The organism is Scardovia wiggsiae F0424, assembly GCF_000269605.1.
GTDB classification, from domain to species: domain Bacteria; phylum Actinomycetota; class Actinomycetes; order Actinomycetales; family Bifidobacteriaceae; genus Scardovia; species Scardovia wiggsiae.
In genome coordinates, this window is record NZ_AKCI01000001.1 from 175,310 (window position 1) to 190,719 (window position 15,410).

The 15,410-nt window shown below is 53.7% G+C and carries 11 protein-coding genes; 9 read left to right on the plus strand and 2 right to left on the minus strand.

All coding sequences use genetic code 11. From position 1 onward, the window contains the following. The first annotated feature begins 233 nt into the window (after positions 1–233). From HMPREF9156_RS0100865 to HMPREF9156_RS0100895, 6 genes are all read left to right on the plus strand, one after another. Positions 234–953 (plus strand): type 1 glutamine amidotransferase, encoded by a 720-nt coding sequence (locus tag HMPREF9156_RS0100865; RefSeq protein ID WP_007148053.1) that lies wholly within the window; start codon positions 234–236, stop codon positions 951–953. Beyond that, the gene (locus tag HMPREF9156_RS0100870; RefSeq protein ID WP_007148054.1) at positions 953–2,839 is read left to right on the plus strand and encodes an ABC-F family ATP-binding cassette domain-containing protein; all 1,887 of its coding nucleotides are present in this window, start codon (positions 953–955) and stop codon (positions 2,837–2,839) included. Before HMPREF9156_RS0100865 ends, HMPREF9156_RS0100870 begins: the two co-directional genes overlap by 1 nt. Positions 2,840–2,936: 97 nt before the next feature. Next, positions 2,937–4,271: an arginine deiminase gene (arcA, locus tag HMPREF9156_RS0100875; RefSeq protein ID WP_007148055.1), complete on the plus strand. Its 1,335-nt coding sequence runs from the start codon at positions 2,937–2,939 to the stop codon at positions 4,269–4,271. A 268-nt stretch (positions 4,272–4,539) separates the two neighbouring features. Next, entirely contained in the window at positions 4,540–5,574 is a 1,035-nt protein-coding gene (argF, locus tag HMPREF9156_RS0100880) for an ornithine carbamoyltransferase (protein ID WP_007148056.1), read from the plus strand. Positions 5,575–6,124: 550 nt separating this feature from the next. Then, positions 6,125–6,937 (plus strand): ribonuclease III, encoded by an 813-nt coding sequence (rnc, locus tag HMPREF9156_RS0100890; RefSeq protein ID WP_007148057.1) that lies wholly within the window; start codon positions 6,125–6,127, stop codon positions 6,935–6,937. Positions 6,938–7,506: 569 nt separating this feature from the next. Continuing rightward, complete coding sequence (locus HMPREF9156_RS0100895; protein ID WP_007148058.1) at positions 7,507–8,652, plus strand: quinone-dependent dihydroorotate dehydrogenase; 1,146 nt, start codon at positions 7,507–7,509, stop codon at positions 8,650–8,652. Between the two features lie 5 nt (positions 8,653–8,657). On the opposite strand, the gene HMPREF9156_RS0100900 is transcribed toward HMPREF9156_RS0100895, so the two are convergent. Both HMPREF9156_RS0100900 and HMPREF9156_RS0100910 read right to left on the minus strand, forming a co-directional pair. Next, positions 8,658–9,941 carry an NADH:flavin oxidoreductase/NADH oxidase gene (locus HMPREF9156_RS0100900; protein ID WP_007148059.1) on the minus strand — a complete coding sequence of 428 codons (1,284 nt, stop codon included), beginning with the start codon at positions 9,939–9,941 and terminating at the stop codon, positions 8,658–8,660. Positions 9,942–10,267: 326 nt separating this feature from the next. After that, positions 10,268–10,912 (minus strand): vitamin K epoxide reductase family protein, encoded by a 645-nt coding sequence (locus HMPREF9156_RS0100910; RefSeq protein WP_029246295.1) that lies wholly within the window; start codon positions 10,910–10,912, stop codon positions 10,268–10,270. A 408-nt stretch (positions 10,913–11,320) separates the two neighbouring features. Between HMPREF9156_RS0100910 and HMPREF9156_RS0100920 the strand changes: the two genes are divergently transcribed. The 3 genes from HMPREF9156_RS0100920 to HMPREF9156_RS0100935 all read left to right on the plus strand — a co-directional run bounded on the left by HMPREF9156_RS0100920 (position 11,321) and on the right by HMPREF9156_RS0100935 (position 15,410). Beyond that, complete coding sequence (locus HMPREF9156_RS0100920; protein WP_007148061.1) at positions 11,321–12,178, plus strand: PHP domain-containing protein; 858 nt, start codon at positions 11,321–11,323, stop codon at positions 12,176–12,178. A 414-nt stretch (positions 12,179–12,592) separates the two neighbouring features. After that, positions 12,593–13,594 (plus strand): LacI family DNA-binding transcriptional regulator, encoded by a 1,002-nt coding sequence (locus tag HMPREF9156_RS0100930; protein ID WP_007148062.1) that lies wholly within the window; start codon positions 12,593–12,595, stop codon positions 13,592–13,594. A gap of 286 nt (positions 13,595–13,880) precedes the next feature. Continuing rightward, positions 13,881–15,410 (plus strand): sugar ABC transporter ATP-binding protein, encoded by a 1,530-nt coding sequence (locus HMPREF9156_RS0100935; RefSeq protein ID WP_007148063.1) that lies wholly within the window; start codon positions 13,881–13,883, stop codon positions 15,408–15,410.

The window sequence follows — 15,410 nt, forward strand, 5'->3', positions numbered from 1 at the left end:
TGCCGTGCCTCCATCTTTTCCGGGTGCCGGCATCGTGCTGCAGCCGTTGCGGCTGTATACCTGTCTGCTCATACTCTACCTCATGGAGGCAACCTGGCTGATGCCATCCTGTATCCTTAATATTTTCCCTTGTATCCTTTTATTTTTCTGTTACCTTCTCTGCGTATTTCCGAAGATTTTCATCGCAGTGGTGTAATATATCCTGTGCACAATAGAATTATGGGTGAAAGATTATGGGTCGATCTGAAATTATTATTTTTCAGCATGTAGAGTGGGAGAAGCCCGGCCGTATCGCATATGCTTTTGAAGACAGCGGGCTGGGTTATTCGGTCCTTAATATTTCCAAAGAAAAGAAAGCTGATCTCCCGGATATCAGCGGTATTGCAGGGATAGTAATAATGGGCGGCCCTATGGGGGCCAGGGATTTCGATGCATATCCCGGCCTCAGGGATGAAGCCAGGCTTGCGAAAGATGCTGTTTCTGCCGGGATCCCTGTGCTGGGCGTATGCCTGGGGCATCAGATCATCGCAACAGCCCTGGGCGCAAAGCTTAAACCCGCAGGGGCGGCAGAGCTCGGCTTTGCCCCAGTTGATCGCGTTTCGCGCGATGAATGGCTTCCTCTGGGAAAGAAACCGGTCTCGGTCCTGCACTGGCATTCTGATACTGTTGGCTGTCCCGATGGAGGGACTGTGATCGCCTCAACGAAGAAAACGAAAAACCAGGCGTTCCGTTGCGGTTCGGCCCTGGGACTGCAGTTCCATCTCGAGGTTGATACTATGCTTTTTGAGGAATGGCTCAATACCAAGAAAATGACAGGGGACCTTAAAAAATCGCAGATATCGCGCATGAAAGATGATTTTGAGAAGGAATCCCCCGCACTCCAGGTGCTTGCAGATACGGTCTTCTCAGGTTTTGCGGCGCGCTGCACAAGTTTTGCCAGGGACCACGAGTGATGCCGGTTTTTGATATAGGGCTTGAACAGGTTTCCCTGTCATACGCTACAAAAAATATATATGACAATGTGACTGTAGGCGTTAACGAGGGCGACCGTATCGGGATCGTGGGGCGCAACGGTGACGGCAAAACCACCGTGCTCCATCTGCTTTCGGGATCTCAGCAGCCGGATTCAGGGCGTGTTTCTGCGCGGAACGGGCTTTCGCTGGGGATACTTGAACAGTATGACAGCCTGGATGATAACGGTACTGTGCAGCAGGCTGCGCTTGGCGGGCAGGAAGAGTATGAATGGGCGTCCCGGCAGCATACCCGGGAAATAGTTGAAACGCTGCTCAGCGGTATCGGGCTTGACAGCCGGATCGGCAGCCTGTCGGGCGGGCAGCGAAGGCGCGTGGACCTGGCCCGGCTGCTGCTCGGGGACTGGAATATCCTCCTCCTTGACGAGCCCACGAACCATCTTGATATGGCGACTATCCGCTGGCTGGCAGAGCATCTGAAGAACCGGTGGCAGCGTGGTGCCGGGGCGCTTCTGGTGGTCACTCACGACCGATGGTTCCTTGACGATGTCTGTACCCATATGTGGGAGGTCCATGATGGGGGCATTGACCCTTTTGAAGGGGGATACAGCGCATATATCGAGCAGCGGGTGGAGCGGGACCGCCAGGCGGATGCAGCTGAAGCCAGGCGCCGCAATCTTGCCCGCAAAGAACTGGTGTGGCTTGCCAGAGGCGCCCGGGCCCGTTCAACCAAACAGAAGTTCCATGTGAAGGCTGCCCGCGAACTGATCGCTGATGTCCCTGACGCCCGCAACACCCTGCAGCTGAAGCGGATGGCGGTCTCCCGGCTGGGCAAGATGGTCGTTGACCTGGAGGATGTATCAGTAGCGTATCCCGGCAATAATGGCGCGGACGAAGAAACGTCCGGCGGCTTCGGGCATACAGTGCTTGATAATATTACATGGCTTATCGGCCCGGGGGACAGGTTCGGTATCGTAGGCGCCAACGGTGCCGGGAAGTCGACCCTCCTCCGTGTTATTGATGGGTCACTGGAACCTTCCTCCGGGCGTGTCAAAATAGGCAAAACTGTCAAGTTTGCCGTGCTCTCGCAGCGCCTCGATGAGCTGGAGGGGCTGGGGGAGTATACAGTCAACGAAGTGCTGGGCAGATACAGGTCGGTCTATCTGGTTGACGGCAAAGAGACGACGCCGGTGCAGCTTATGGAGAGGCTCGGGTTTGGATCTGCGCAGCTTATGACTCCGGTCAGGGATCTGTCGGGCGGCCAGAAAAGGCGGATGCAGCTTCTGCTGATCCTTCTTGACGAACCGAATGTCCTGATCATGGATGAACCGGGCAATGACCTTGACACGGATATGCTTGCCGTTATGGAGGACCTGCTGGATACCTGGCCCGGCACCCTTATTGTCGTATCCCACGACAGCTATTTGCTGGAGCGGGTCACTGACCAGCAGTTTGCTCTGGATAACGGGAAGATCGTCCATCTCCCGGGCGGTATCAATGATTATTTCGATATGCTTGACCGCTCTGCGGATAATAGCCGCCATCTTGGTGCTTCGGCAGCGGTATCCCGGGAAGCGCCGGGGCAGGATGGGGACCGGGGGAAGGCTTTGCGGGCGGCTAAGCGCGAGGCTTCCAGGCGGGCAGGTTCAATTGAGCGGAAAATCAATAAACTCAATGCTTCCAGAACAGGGATCGAGGACCAGATGGCAGCCTGGGATCCCGGCGACTATGAAGGCCTCAGCAGGCTTAACGTCCAGCTGCACGGGATCGAAGCAGAGATTGCCGCGCTGGAGGAAGAGTGGCTCGGGCTTCAGGAATTTATGGAAGATACGGGTCCGAATTTTAATACGGAGAAATACGGAAATTGAATAAATATACTAAAATAAAGTTCCGGCGCACGACTACTGTAAGAGAGTAATATAGTAGAGCAGAAACACGGTTACAGAAAGCAGGAAGCAGGTACTTATGGCTGATATAAATAGATCTGATACGGCCCAATACGGTCATTCCGGCAGCCCATATCAGGATGCCGTACATATCACTTCTGAGATTGGCCCGCTCCGCAGCGTGATCCTGCGCAGGCCGGGGGCAGAAGTGGAAAACATCACCCCTGATCTGATGGACCGCCTCCTTTTTGACGATATCCCTTACCTTCCCGAGGCGCAGAAAGAACACGACGCTTTTGCACAGACCCTGCGTGATGCCGGTGCGGAAGTCCTCTACCTTGAAGACCTTACGGCACAGGCGCTTGCCGATGATACAGCACGCGGGAAGTTTATCGACCAGATACTGGCTGAATCGCATTATCGGGTAGGGTATGTGCACGACGGGCTGAAACGTTATCTTTTAAGCCTGGAGCCAAGGAAAATGGTTCAGAATATTATGGCGGGTGTGCGCAAAGATGAGATCGACATCAGCATCGCCAGCCTCGAAGAGCTCGCTGAAAACGCGAATTATCCTTTCCTCCTCGAACCTATGCCCAACCTTTATTTTACAAGGGATCCTGCGGCAGTGATCGGCAACGGTGTGCTTATCAACCATATGGCTTTCCACGCGCGGAAGCGCGAGTCCCTTTTTATGGAATATGTGCTTAAATACAATCCGCGTTTTGCCGGGCAGGATATCCCTGTGTGGAGGGGGCGGAAGGTCCATTCCCGTATTGAGGGCGGGGATGTCCTGGTACTGAACGGGCATGTGGTTGCAATCGGCATTTCAGAGCGCACCTCTGCCAATGCAATAGAAGATGTTGCGCGCTCCCTGTTCGGACGTTCCGCGTATGACACGGTGATTGGCATCAATATCCCGCACGGCCATGCTACTATGCATCTGGATACTGTTTTTACAATGATCAACACTGACCAGTTCACTGTCCATCCGTCGATCATGGATTCGGGCGGGCGGATAGATACGTATATTATCCGGCCTTCCGCTCAGGCCGTGCGTGAAGGCAATATCAGCAGCGGCCAGGGCAGCTACGGGGATGGGAGCATCCGGATCACCCATTGCACAGACCTCACCGATGTCCTTAAAACTGTTCTGGGCAAAACTGAAGTAGATCTTATCCCTACAGGCAACGCGGATCCGGTGGTCGCCCCGCGCGAACAGTGGAACGATGCTTCTAACACTTTTGCGGTGGCGCCGGGTGAAGTCGTCACCTATAACCGTAATTATGTGTCGAATGACCTGCTGCGCCGGCATGGGATAACTGTGCATGAAATCGATTCCAGTGAGCTTTCCCGGGGGCGCGGGGGTCCCAGATGCATGACCATGCCTGTTGTCCGGGATGATGTGGCTCAGTAGTGTAATGTGTATGGGGCTCAGCAGTGTACCTCGAATGCGTTACAAGCATGTTTAGAGCTGTTTAGAGCGCGTTTCGTAAGGTTGCGTTTCGTAAGGGTTGGCTATTTGTCCATCATGTAGCGATATCCCTGTCCTGAAGCCTGAAATAAGTAAGCCCTGCTAATCTTGGAGCGGTATAAAACAATAAACAGCAGCGGGCACAGGAGGCCCGGCATAAAAAGCGTGCCGGGTGCCCGGTACGCAGCTGCACTGCAAGGAGATCGGAAATATGGAAACTGCTACAGCATCAGAAAATGTGTTCCAGGGACGGAGCTTTTTGGCATGCAAAGATTTCACCCCTGCGGAGATCATGTATCTCGTAGATTTTGCCCTGCATCTGAAAAGGCTGAAAAAAGACCATATCCCGCACCGATACCTGGAAGGGAAAAATATTGCGCTGCTGTTTGAAAAAACTTCGACACGTACCCGCTCAGCTTTTGTTACTGCCGCCAATGATCTGGGAGCTTTCCCCGAATTTATGGGGGCCGACAGTACCCAGCTGGGGAAAAAGGAGTCTATAGAAGACACCGCGCGTGTGCTGGGGAGTATGTTTGACGGGATAGAATACCGCGGTTTCGCCCATTCCGACGTGGAGGCGCTGGCGCGGAACGCCGGTGTCCCCGTGTGGAATGGGCTGACGGATGAATGGCATCCTACGCAGATGATTGCCGATCTGATGACGGTCAAAGAGAAATTTGGGCGGCTGAAGGGGCTGACGCTCACTTTTGTGGGCGACGGGCGCAACAATATGGCTAACAGCCTTCTTGTCGCCGGTACTATGGCCGGGATAAATGTGAGGATCCTTGCGCCGAAGGAATTGCAGCCTTCCGGGGAAGTTGTCAGCATTGCTGGGCAATTTGCCCGCCAGACGGGAGCCCGGTACCTGGTGACTGATGACATAGATGAAGGGGTACGCGGTGCGAATATTATTTATACAGATGTGTGGGTTTCCATGGGAGAGGACAACTGGGAAGAAAGGATCGGGCTGCTTGCTCCGTATACGGTTACGCTTGATATGATGCGCCGTACAGGGACGCCTGACGGCGAGCTGATCTTTTTGCATTGTCTTCCGGCCTTCCACGATGTCAAAACAGCGTATGGCAAGGAGATTTTTGAGAAATTCGGTATGGCGGAGATGGAAGTTACCGATGAGGTGTTCCGTTCTGATCTCTCGTGGCAGTTTGTGCAGGCTGAGAACCGCATGCATTCTATAAAGGCAATCATGGCAGCAACTTTGGGGAATCTCTTTATTCCCAGTGTTTAAGAAGGTTAACAGGCAGCAACCTGAGGGCCTGCTGTCCGGCAGGCCTGTTCCCTTATTTTTAAAGCTCAGGGGGCCAAAGGTTTCTGGGGCTTTTTTTTGGGGGGGGGGGAGCTTAAAACATGGAGCTTTGGCAGGTGTTACCTTTTCGCTCATCCGCGACCTGTTATCTCTTCGATTATCCTTTAAATTCATCTATTCTTCACCTATTCGTTGGCTCCCTTACCCCTTGAATGCCTATTGTCCTGCTCGTGCTTCATTAGTGATGCAATTCTATCGCTGATTAACATTAGCCTGTCTCCACTTGTCACCGTGGTGCTTCCTCGTATCATTATCCCTACATTAATTTACGGTTCCTTACCTGTCCACTCCTCTCATCTATCCGTTACCCTCCTTCCCTCAACCTCGTCTGTTTGTTGTCCCCTGCCTGCTTATTCCCCATCTGCCCGTTATCCCTCACCCAACACGACAATACATAACGATAAATGGCCTGAACACTCACAGCCATAAACGCATCGTCGAGTTGGGTGAGCACGCACATAGAATAGGTGGTATGACAAGCAACCAGAGTACAGACACCCAGGCGCCATCGCCCGAGGCAGAGGAACTGTTCAATGCCCTTGGGGCAGCGATAACCCCGGATCTTTTCATTGAGGCGCTTACCCACCGGTCTTTCACGAATGAACACCCGGGCGCGCGTAACTATGAACGTCTTGAGTTTCTTGGAGATGCGGTCCTGGAGCTGGTAGCTACGGAAACCTTGTATAAGATGCATCCAGACTATTCAGAAGGGCAAATGTCGCGCATCCGGTCAAAGGCGGTTTCCGAAGAATCTTTATCAGAAATCGCGCGCGATAAACTGCATGCGAGCCAGTTCATCCTTCTGGGCATTGGGGAGCAGCGCGATAATGGGGCGGATAAAGACTCGATCCTCTGCGATATCGTGGAAGCGCTCATTGGCGCAGTTTTCGTTGAATACGGCATTGAGAAAGCGCGGGAGGTCGTCCATAACCTCATTGATGACAATCTCTCGTATTATTCGCACAGAGGCCCTGCACTGGACTGGAAGACAGCGATTGTCGTCAAAGCGCATGAAATGGATCTTGGTGAAGTGTCATACCAGATGGAAATGCGGGGGCCCGAGAATAAACTTGAGTTTACAGCCCATCTGTTTATAGAAAACCCGGCAGGGATCGCGAAGGATACCGGTGAAAAGGATGAAAGCCCAGCTGCCGGAGCCAGCGGATCATCGGAAAATACCGGTCTCAGCCAGCGCCGCGAGCTTGCTGTGGGCCATGGAAGCAGCAAAAGGAAGGCACAGCTTGATGCGGCCGAAAAGGCCTGGCGCATTCTTGATACGCGCTGATATATCACCGATAACAGTACAAGTATTCATAAACTCCCGTAAGCCGTGCTGCACAACGACGTGACACGCTAATGCCCATTGCAATTATTTTAGCTGGCTCACCCCTTAGCCGGCTCACCCAACTCGACGATGCGTTTGTGGATGCGGGCGTTCAGGCCACCCGTTGGTGCGTATCGCCGTGTTGGGTGAGGAAGTAATGGGTACGGGGAGGGGTGAGGAGGGGGAGGGGGTAACGAACAGGAGAGGAGGATGGGAGGAGGGTCACGGATAAGTGTTGGGTAAGTTGGGTAAGGCAGGAGTGGATACAGGGTAAGACAGGGATGGGTACGGAGTGAAGTGGTGAGAAGCAGTAACAGGCAGGTACGGGGGAGTGAGGAAGGGTATCGAACAGATGAGGCGGAGGTGGTAACGGGGCAGGCGTGCGGCAAACAGGCAAACGGCAGCACACGGGAACAGGAAGGCAACAGGGAGAAACACTGGACAAGGACTTTATGTGATGTAGTAATGCGGATAAATGCGTGAGGCGATGTAGAATCAAGAATACAAACAGGATATTAAGGAGTTGAGCCATGACTTATGTTTCACAGTCGGCTGTGCGTAATGCGTTTAATAAGGCCAGTACGGGGATGTTCCAGTTCGCTTATAGGAATGCAGTCAAAAAGTATGTGTTCAATCAGTCGCCTGATGATGCGCACGACCAGATGATCCGTTTTTGCCAGGTGAGCCAGAAAATCCCTCCGCTTATGTGGCTCCTTCAGCAAATGATTGATTATACGGATCCGGTATTAGAAACACGTGTTATGGATATCGATTTCCGTAACCCGTTCGGATTGTCTGCAGGCCTGGATAAAAATGCTGATCTGCCTCTCGTGCTGGAAAAAGCTGGCTTCGGCTTTGAAACGGTCGGATCGACGACTTCCCGCCCGTGCGCAGGGAATCCGCGTCCATGGTTCCACCGTCTGCCTGAGTATGCGTCAATGATGGTCCACGTCGGGCTGGCGAACAGCGGATCGGAAGAGGTCATACACCGTGTTGAGGATGCTTACAGAAAATCTCGGACTATGCGTTTGTCGGTATCAATCGCCCGTACTAATGATGATTCATGTGCGGGTATTGATGAGGGGATTGAGGATTACCGCATTTCGCTTGAGCGTGCAGTGAACCGCACGCATATGGTTGAGGTCAATATTTCATGTCCGAACACCCGGGTGGGCGAACCTTTTACGGAGCCTGAGAACCTCAACAGGCTTTTTGATGAGCTCGATAAGGTGCAGCATGATCAGCCGATCCTTGTAAAGATGCCGCAGGATAAGCCGTGGCCGGAGTTCAGGGATCTTCTTGAGGTGCTTGCTGAACATAATGTGCAGGGCGTGACGATTGCTAATCTGCGTAAGGACCGCAACGGCCTTGAAGTCCCCCCTGAATGGCCCGGCGGATTATCAGGCATGCCGTGCGTCGCCCCGAGCAATGGACTGATTGCCCGCACGTATCGTGATTTTGGCGGTAGGCTTGAGATTGCCGGTGTAGGGGGCGTTTTTACGCCTCAGCAGGCATATGATAAGATCCGCGCGGGCGCAAGCCTCGTGATGTTCATATCTTCGCTTATGTATCGCGGGCCGCAGAATATTACTGTTTTGAAGCGCGGCCTGGCAGACCTGCTTCGTGCAGACGGATATAATTCGGTTTCTGAAGCGGTTGGCGCAGCCGTCCGCTAGCAGGGCTACCGCGTTATCCCATATGCACCGCGGGCATACTGCACCGGATAAGGCGCGTCGTGCCTGTCGAGGCCCAATTTTGCTGCTGCCCTCAGCGGCCAGTAGGGATCACGCAGTGCGGCACGTCCAATCTCGACTGCATCTGCCCGCCCCTGTTCAAGGATCTTTTCTGCCTGCTTCGGCTTGGTGATCAGCCCGACAGCTGTTACGGGAATATCAGCTTTCGCCCGTATCTCCTGGGCAAAAGGCACCTGATAGTTCGGCTTTGCGGGGATTTTTGCCCCTGATATTATGGCGCCTGTAGACACGTCGATCATATCTATGCCATGGTTTTTGAGCACTTTCGCGAGTTCAACGCTTTGGTAGAGGTCCCATCCGCCTTCGACCCAGTCGGTAGCGGACAGGCGCATTACTACAGGAAGGCTGTCTGGCCACACCTCGCGCACTGCATCGGCTACTTCCACGGCGAAGCGGATCCGGTTTGCGAAACTGCCGCCGTATTCGTCTGTGCGGTTGTTGATAAGCGGATCCATGAACTGTGATATGAGGTATCCGTGTGCGCCGTGTATCTCGACCATGTCGAATCCGGCGGCGCGGGCGCGTTCTGCAGCGCTGCGGAACTGTCCGACGACCTGATGTATCTCATCGCTGCTGAGCCCCCGCGATGGTGCAAAGTTCTCGTTGAACGGGGTATCTGTCGCCCCAACGGTTTCCCAGCCGCCGGCCTCAGCGGGTACGCTGGCATTGATGTATCCCAATCCTGAGCAGCCGGATGACCCTTTCCTGCCGGCATGGTTGATCTGTATCGCGGGCACAGCCCCGGCCTGCCGGATCCCGTCAGCGATCCATGACCATGCGCCGATCTGTTCGTCATCCCATAGCCCTGTGTCATACGGGGAAATACGCCCCTCAGGGCTGACGGCAGTAGATTCCGCAATGACCGTTCCGAAGCCGCCCAGCGCCCGCGAAACATAGTGCTGGTAGTGGAATGATGTCGGTTTACCGTCCCGGGCGAATACGGAATACATATCCATTGGCGGGAGCCATATCCGGTTGCGGGATGTTACAGAGCGGATAGAAATTGGCTCGAACAAGTGCGGGCGGGGCTGTTTCCCATCCGGTGCCTTGCCTGCCGGATGCTGCAGCCCCCTGAAGTGTTTGGCTGCGGTTTTAATCCGTTTCGCTTCTTTCAGGGCTTTCCTGTCGATAACTTCGTATGCGTCCTTTGCTGCGCTTTCCGCCAGCCTGAGTTCGCGGTCTATCTTGTTTTTCTTCTTATCCTTTGACATAGCAGAGCCTCTTATTCCATTGGATTTCGCCGTTAACACTGCGGTATCGTATATGCTGTATATGCGTATATACGGACCGCCTGCTATTAATGTACACCAAAATGCCCTGCATTTTCAACGGCGTAGGATTTTCAACGGGGGCAGGTCTGGGACAGAAGATTTCCCGCGCTGTACCCTGTATTGCTTCGGCTATCCCCGTCATTCCAGCTGTTCGGCCGGCTTGGCTGTCCGGTTCCTGCCGTTTTGATTATTCCGGCCCGGCTGTTTCGGTTCTTTAGTTCTGCTTCTCTGGCTGCCCGATCCGGATGTGCCGGCTGCTCCAGGCCTTATCTCAACAGTACAGATCCGTGTTTGGCAAGGATAAGGGTAATAAGGATGATGATCCAGACAGCGTCGGCAAGCAGGTCAATATTCAGCCGGTAATATGTGCGCAGCACCCGGCCGGCAGATGATGAAGGGCTGGGGATGCGCTGGATACAGACCGTGGCATGGGTAAGCGACATGAACTGGACTGTTGTTGCGAACATAAGGCCCAGGCACCATGGGCATAAAGCATTGATAACGTACATTGACTGTGTGAAAAGCCAGTAGGCATACAGCAGTGCTGCGAGCCCGCCAAGCCATGTGCACAGGGCAAACCATCGCGGTACTGCTATGCGCGAAATCCCAAGGACGGCAACCGTTACAAAAACCGATTCGGCTGCTATGCCGAAGAAGGCATTGGGGAAACTCATCCCGGCGAAATGGATGAATTCTGCCTGCCAGCTTTGCGCTACTGTTGAACAGGAGACCGCCGAGCTGATATCGCAGGAAAGCTGCTGATGGGGATGCCGTGCAAGCTGGAGGGTTTCTGCGCTTAAAGCGAAAGAGACAATAAGGGCAGCCAGTGACGACAGCAGCATGATCAGATATGTCCACGCTGCGGTATGCCTCCAGCCCCTGACAGGAGCTGTGCCGGGAGTTGCGGATATCCCGGCGGGCGCCTCTGCGGGTACCCTGGAATTCTCTGATGCATTGGGAGTCCTGGGCTTACCGGATGCACCGGGTGTTCCGGAAGTTCCAAGTATTCCGGGTTTCCCAGGTGCTTTGGGGGATCCCGGCACAGTGTGCCGGCTTCCCGTTGTGGCGTCAGGCGTTGACGCAGCCTTATTATGTGTCGTGCTCATAGCTGTCTCCGTTTTATGGCGGCCGGGTGATATGCCGGACAAAGCCATATCAACTATAGCAGGAGACCGCAGCAGGGATGGCCAGGACAGGAGTTCTCTGCTGCTAGTGCCGGTGGCAGTAATGAGGCAGCTGTTATATGCCCATCATAAGTCTGCTATATGCCTGCGCTGATACATACCTGCAAATTCCCAGTAGCGGCTTAGAATAAGTGTATGACGCGCAATGAATGGGATATGCATTGCCATACTGTGTATTCTGACGGGACTTATTCACCCGAAGAGCTGATTATCCAAGCGAAGGAAAAAGGCCTTGCAGGGGTTGCAATCACAGACCACGACACCACAGCAAGCTGGCAGGATGCTAAAGCTGCGTCGCTCGCATTCGGTTATCCCCTTATCCGGGGGACAGAGATTACCGCAGAATCAGGAAAAACAAGTGTCCACGTACTGGCATACCTGTTCGACTGCGAAGATGAAGCTGCCCTGGGCCTTTTTGCGCAGACGCGCCGGGCACGACAGGAGCGCATCAGGACGATGGTTGACAGGATTGCGCGCGATTATCCGATAACGTGGGAGAGTGTCAGGGCGCAGATCAGGAACGGTGAGGATACTACCGTCGGGCGTCCCCATATTGCGGATGCCCTTGTTGAGGCAGGAGTCTATCCGGACCGTTCTGCGGCGTTTGCAGGGATCATCAATACGCACAGTCCATATTATGTTCCTGTGTTCTCGCCTGATGTAGAGACAGTGGTGTCCACTATGAAACAGGCGGGCGGCGTTGTCGTTATTGCGCATCCCGGGGCTGTTTCGCGCAACCGTTTCCTGCTTTCGGACGGGGAGATCGGGCGCCTCGCGCGCCTTGGGCTTGACGGGCTTGAGGTATACCACCGCGATAATCCCCCTGAGCAGGCCCGCCGCCTCAGTGCCCTCGCAGATCGTTTCGGCCTTCTTGCGACCGGCGGGTCGGACTGGCATGGCAAAGGCAAGCCTAATGAGTTGGGCGAGAACACTACCGGCATTGAAACTGTCGATGAGATCATTTCCCGCAGCGCAATCCGTGTTTTACCCTGAGCCCCTGCAGGGCACTCCGGCTATTGCGGCCTATATCCATCTGATTTGACATCAATACTTCCCTTGTTATACTATTGCGGTAACGTTTTCGCATTGATATTACGAAAAAAATAATAAAAATGCGGGTACGTTTGCATAAAGCGGATGCATATACAGGCAGGATCAGGGATGATCATGGAAAGCATATGCAGCCCGGCACGGCGGCAATTTCCAATACGGTTATTGTTTCGGTGTAATGCACTACAGCATGGCTGCTGAGGGTGTGCTTGGCAGTCAGGATAGCGGATAAAAGGACAGCATAAAAGGGCAGCACAGCAGCAGGATCCGGCAGCGCGTAAAGCGCGGGTTTGGTCCGGATAAGGCCTCAAAGCCGTAGACCCCCTGTTATGCTACTTTAGTTCGAAGGGAGGTGCGATGGCATACGTTACTATCCGTGATGTTGCTCAGCGCTCCGGGACCTCTGTTTCCACAGTGTCCCGCGCATTGAACAACAGAGGTAGGATTTCCCGGGAGACAAAAGCCCTTGTTGAAAAAACTGCCCATGAACTTGGGTATATACCGGATTCCAGGGCTCAGGCAATGCGGTCAACCAGGACCCGGCTTGTCGGGCTGCTTGTCCCCGATATCCGCAACCCATATTTTGCGGATCTGGCGTATGCGATTCAGGATACTTTATTTGATGCGGGCTATTGCACATCAATCGGAACGTCTTCAGAAGACAGCGTAAAGCAGGATGCCTATATCATGAATATGCTTTCACAGCATATCGATGGGGCAATAATCGTCCCCCGCGGCGGCAAAAGCAAGGCGCTCAAAGCCCTTGTCGATATCAGCGTACCAATGGTTTTCGTTGACCGTCATGTGAACGATATGCCCGAGGTCCCTGTTGTAGATTCTGATCCGTCCGAGGGGCTGCTTAAGGCGCTTACGGACCTGCATTCACGGGGTTTCAGGAAGGTTGGGTATATTTCAGGCCCTATTCTCGATTCCCCGACTTTGCAGGAAAGGGAATATGCCTTCCGTTCGGCAGGCCGCGCCCTGTTCGGTGAAGACAATCTTTTTGTGGAATCGACGAGCTTCGGCCATGTTTCATGCCTTTCGGTGATCAGGAAAATGCGCGGTTCCGGTGTCAATGCTTTTATCTTCGGATATTCGCAGGATGCGGTACAGGCAATTTCTGCGCTGGGGTATCAGGGGCTGGCAATAGGCAAAGATATTTCTTTGATCTCTTTCGACGATCTGGAAATGTTCCGTCTTATGACGCCGAATATTTCAGTCATATCCCAGCAGGTGCATGTTATCGGTTCCCTTGGGGCACAGCTGTTCCTGGACATTGTTGAACGCGGCAGGAAGGCCGGTTCCCAAAGGGTGGAAACAGTTTATATCCCCCGGGGTTCCGTTGGAGAAGCACGCTGACCGGTATTAACCGGTATTGAGCTGTACCGGCGTACAGGCCGGCCATTGCTGCCGGTTACCGGCAGGCCTCTTGGAGGGGCCGGTAATGCAACGCTGCACAGCTGGAAGCCCCGGCTGACAGAAATACAGCCTTGATGTGATACAGATATCATCTTTCAAAACAATAGCCCTGCCATTATGAGGATCAGCGTATCGAAGTACTTTAGCGGTGTAATACCGGGGTACCGGCATACGCAAGGCGTGAAAGTGGGTAAGACGATGACTGTCTTCCAAGAAAGTAGCAAAAATGACTCAAATATCCCTTAAAGGGGTTTCCAAAATATTCGGGAACACCACAGTGGTAGATGATGTCTCCCTTACCGTTGAACCGGGTAAAGTACATGTCCTCCTTGGTGAAAATGGTGCTGGAAAATCAACGCTTATCAAAATGATGAGCGGCATTTACCAGCCTGATAAAGGCCATATCGAGGTAGACGGCAAAACTGTCAGGATCCCGGATGTGAACGCGGCCCGTAACCTTGGGATTGCTGTGATCCATCAGGAGCTCAATCTTGTCCCTGAGCTGTCGATCATGGAAAACCTGTTCCTGGGGCATATCCCGGCGACTGCGGGCTTTATCAGCATGGCTCAGATGCGCAGAAAGGCGCGCGCAGCAGTAGAGCGTATAGGGCTGAGTGAGGATATTTCTACCCCGATGGGCGAACTGGGTGTTGCCCGGCAGCAAATGGTCGAAATTGCCAAGGCGCTTATGCAGAATGCCTCAGTACTTATTCTGGATGAGCCTACCGCTGCTTTGACACGCAGGGAATGCGAACAGCTTTTTACGATTATGGAAGAGCTGAAAAAGCAGGACGTGGCCATGGTCTTTATCTCGCACCATCTGGATGAGATAAAACGTATCGGCGATGTTGTTACTGTCCTTCGTGACGGCAAATATATTGATACCGTAAAAGCCGATACCCCTGAAAAAGAGCTTGTCCGCCTTATGGTCGGCAGGAACATCGATAACCAGTTCCCCCATACCGGATATCCGCAGGGGGAAGTCCTGCTGAAAGTCGACGGGTTGACAAGGCAGGGGGCTATAGACAATGTTTCTTTTGAACTCCATGCAGGCGAGGTAGTAGGGCTCGCGGGCCTGGTTGGTGCGGGGAGGACGGAAGTCATCCGGGCAATTTTTGGAGCTGATCGCTACGACTCAGGCTCTGTTTATGTGGAGGGCAGGAAACTGCGTAAAGGGAATATCTCCCGGAGCATTGCCGCGCATGTAGGGCTGATCCCTGAAGACAGGAAGGTACAGGGGCTTATCCTCGAAGCATCTGTAGCGGATAATCTTGGGCTTGTCACTATGCGGCCCTCTTCCAGGCTGGGGTTTGTTGACCAGCGCGGGCAGCGCAAACGTGAGAAAGCAGTCGCCGAACAGCTGCGTATCCGCATGGCGAATATCGACCAGCCGGCGGAATCGCTGTCTGGCGGAAACCAGCAGAAAATCGTATTCGGCAAGTGGACCACCGCGCACGTGAAAATACTCCTGCTCGACGAACCGACCCGAGGGGTCGACGTGGGCGCACGGGTTGAAATATACGAGCTTATCGACGAGATCGTATCGCGCGGAGGCGCAGTGCTTATGGCATCTTCAGACCTCCCCGAGGTCCTCGGCATGTCGGACAGGATCCTTGTTATGAGCAACGGGAAACTCAGCGGGCAGCTGTCCGCCAGTGAGGCCACACAGGAGAAGATCATGGCCCTTGCAGTCTCCCATATGGATAACGGTACCGGCAATTCACATGATAATGATGACACAGAAAAGGAAAATTAA

Bases quoted from the DNA above. Each gene is read 5' to 3' on its own strand.
- HMPREF9156_RS0100865 (WP_007148053.1), top strand. From the start codon at position 234: ATGGGTCGATCTGAAATTATTATTTTTCAGCATGTAGAGTGGGAGAAG.
- HMPREF9156_RS0100870 (WP_007148054.1), top strand. From the start codon at position 953: ATGCCGGTTTTTGATATAGGGCTTGAACAGGTTTCCCTGTCATACGCT.
- arcA (WP_007148055.1), top strand. From the start codon at position 2,937: ATGGCTGATATAAATAGATCTGATACGGCCCAATACGGTCATTCCGGC.
- argF (WP_007148056.1), top strand. From the start codon at position 4,540: ATGGAAACTGCTACAGCATCAGAAAATGTGTTCCAGGGACGGAGCTTT.
- rnc (WP_007148057.1), top strand. From the start codon at position 6,125: ATGACAAGCAACCAGAGTACAGACACCCAGGCGCCATCGCCCGAGGCA.
- HMPREF9156_RS0100895 (WP_007148058.1), top strand. From the start codon at position 7,507: ATGACTTATGTTTCACAGTCGGCTGTGCGTAATGCGTTTAATAAGGCC.
- HMPREF9156_RS0100900 (WP_007148059.1), bottom strand. From the start codon at position 9,941: ATGTCAAAGGATAAGAAGAAAAACAAGATAGACCGCGAACTCAGGCTG.
- HMPREF9156_RS0100920 (WP_007148061.1), top strand. From the start codon at position 11,321: ATGACGCGCAATGAATGGGATATGCATTGCCATACTGTGTATTCTGAC.
- HMPREF9156_RS0100930 (WP_007148062.1), top strand. From the start codon at position 12,593: ATGGCATACGTTACTATCCGTGATGTTGCTCAGCGCTCCGGGACCTCT.
- HMPREF9156_RS0100935 (WP_007148063.1), top strand. From the start codon at position 13,881: ATGACTCAAATATCCCTTAAAGGGGTTTCCAAAATATTCGGGAACACC.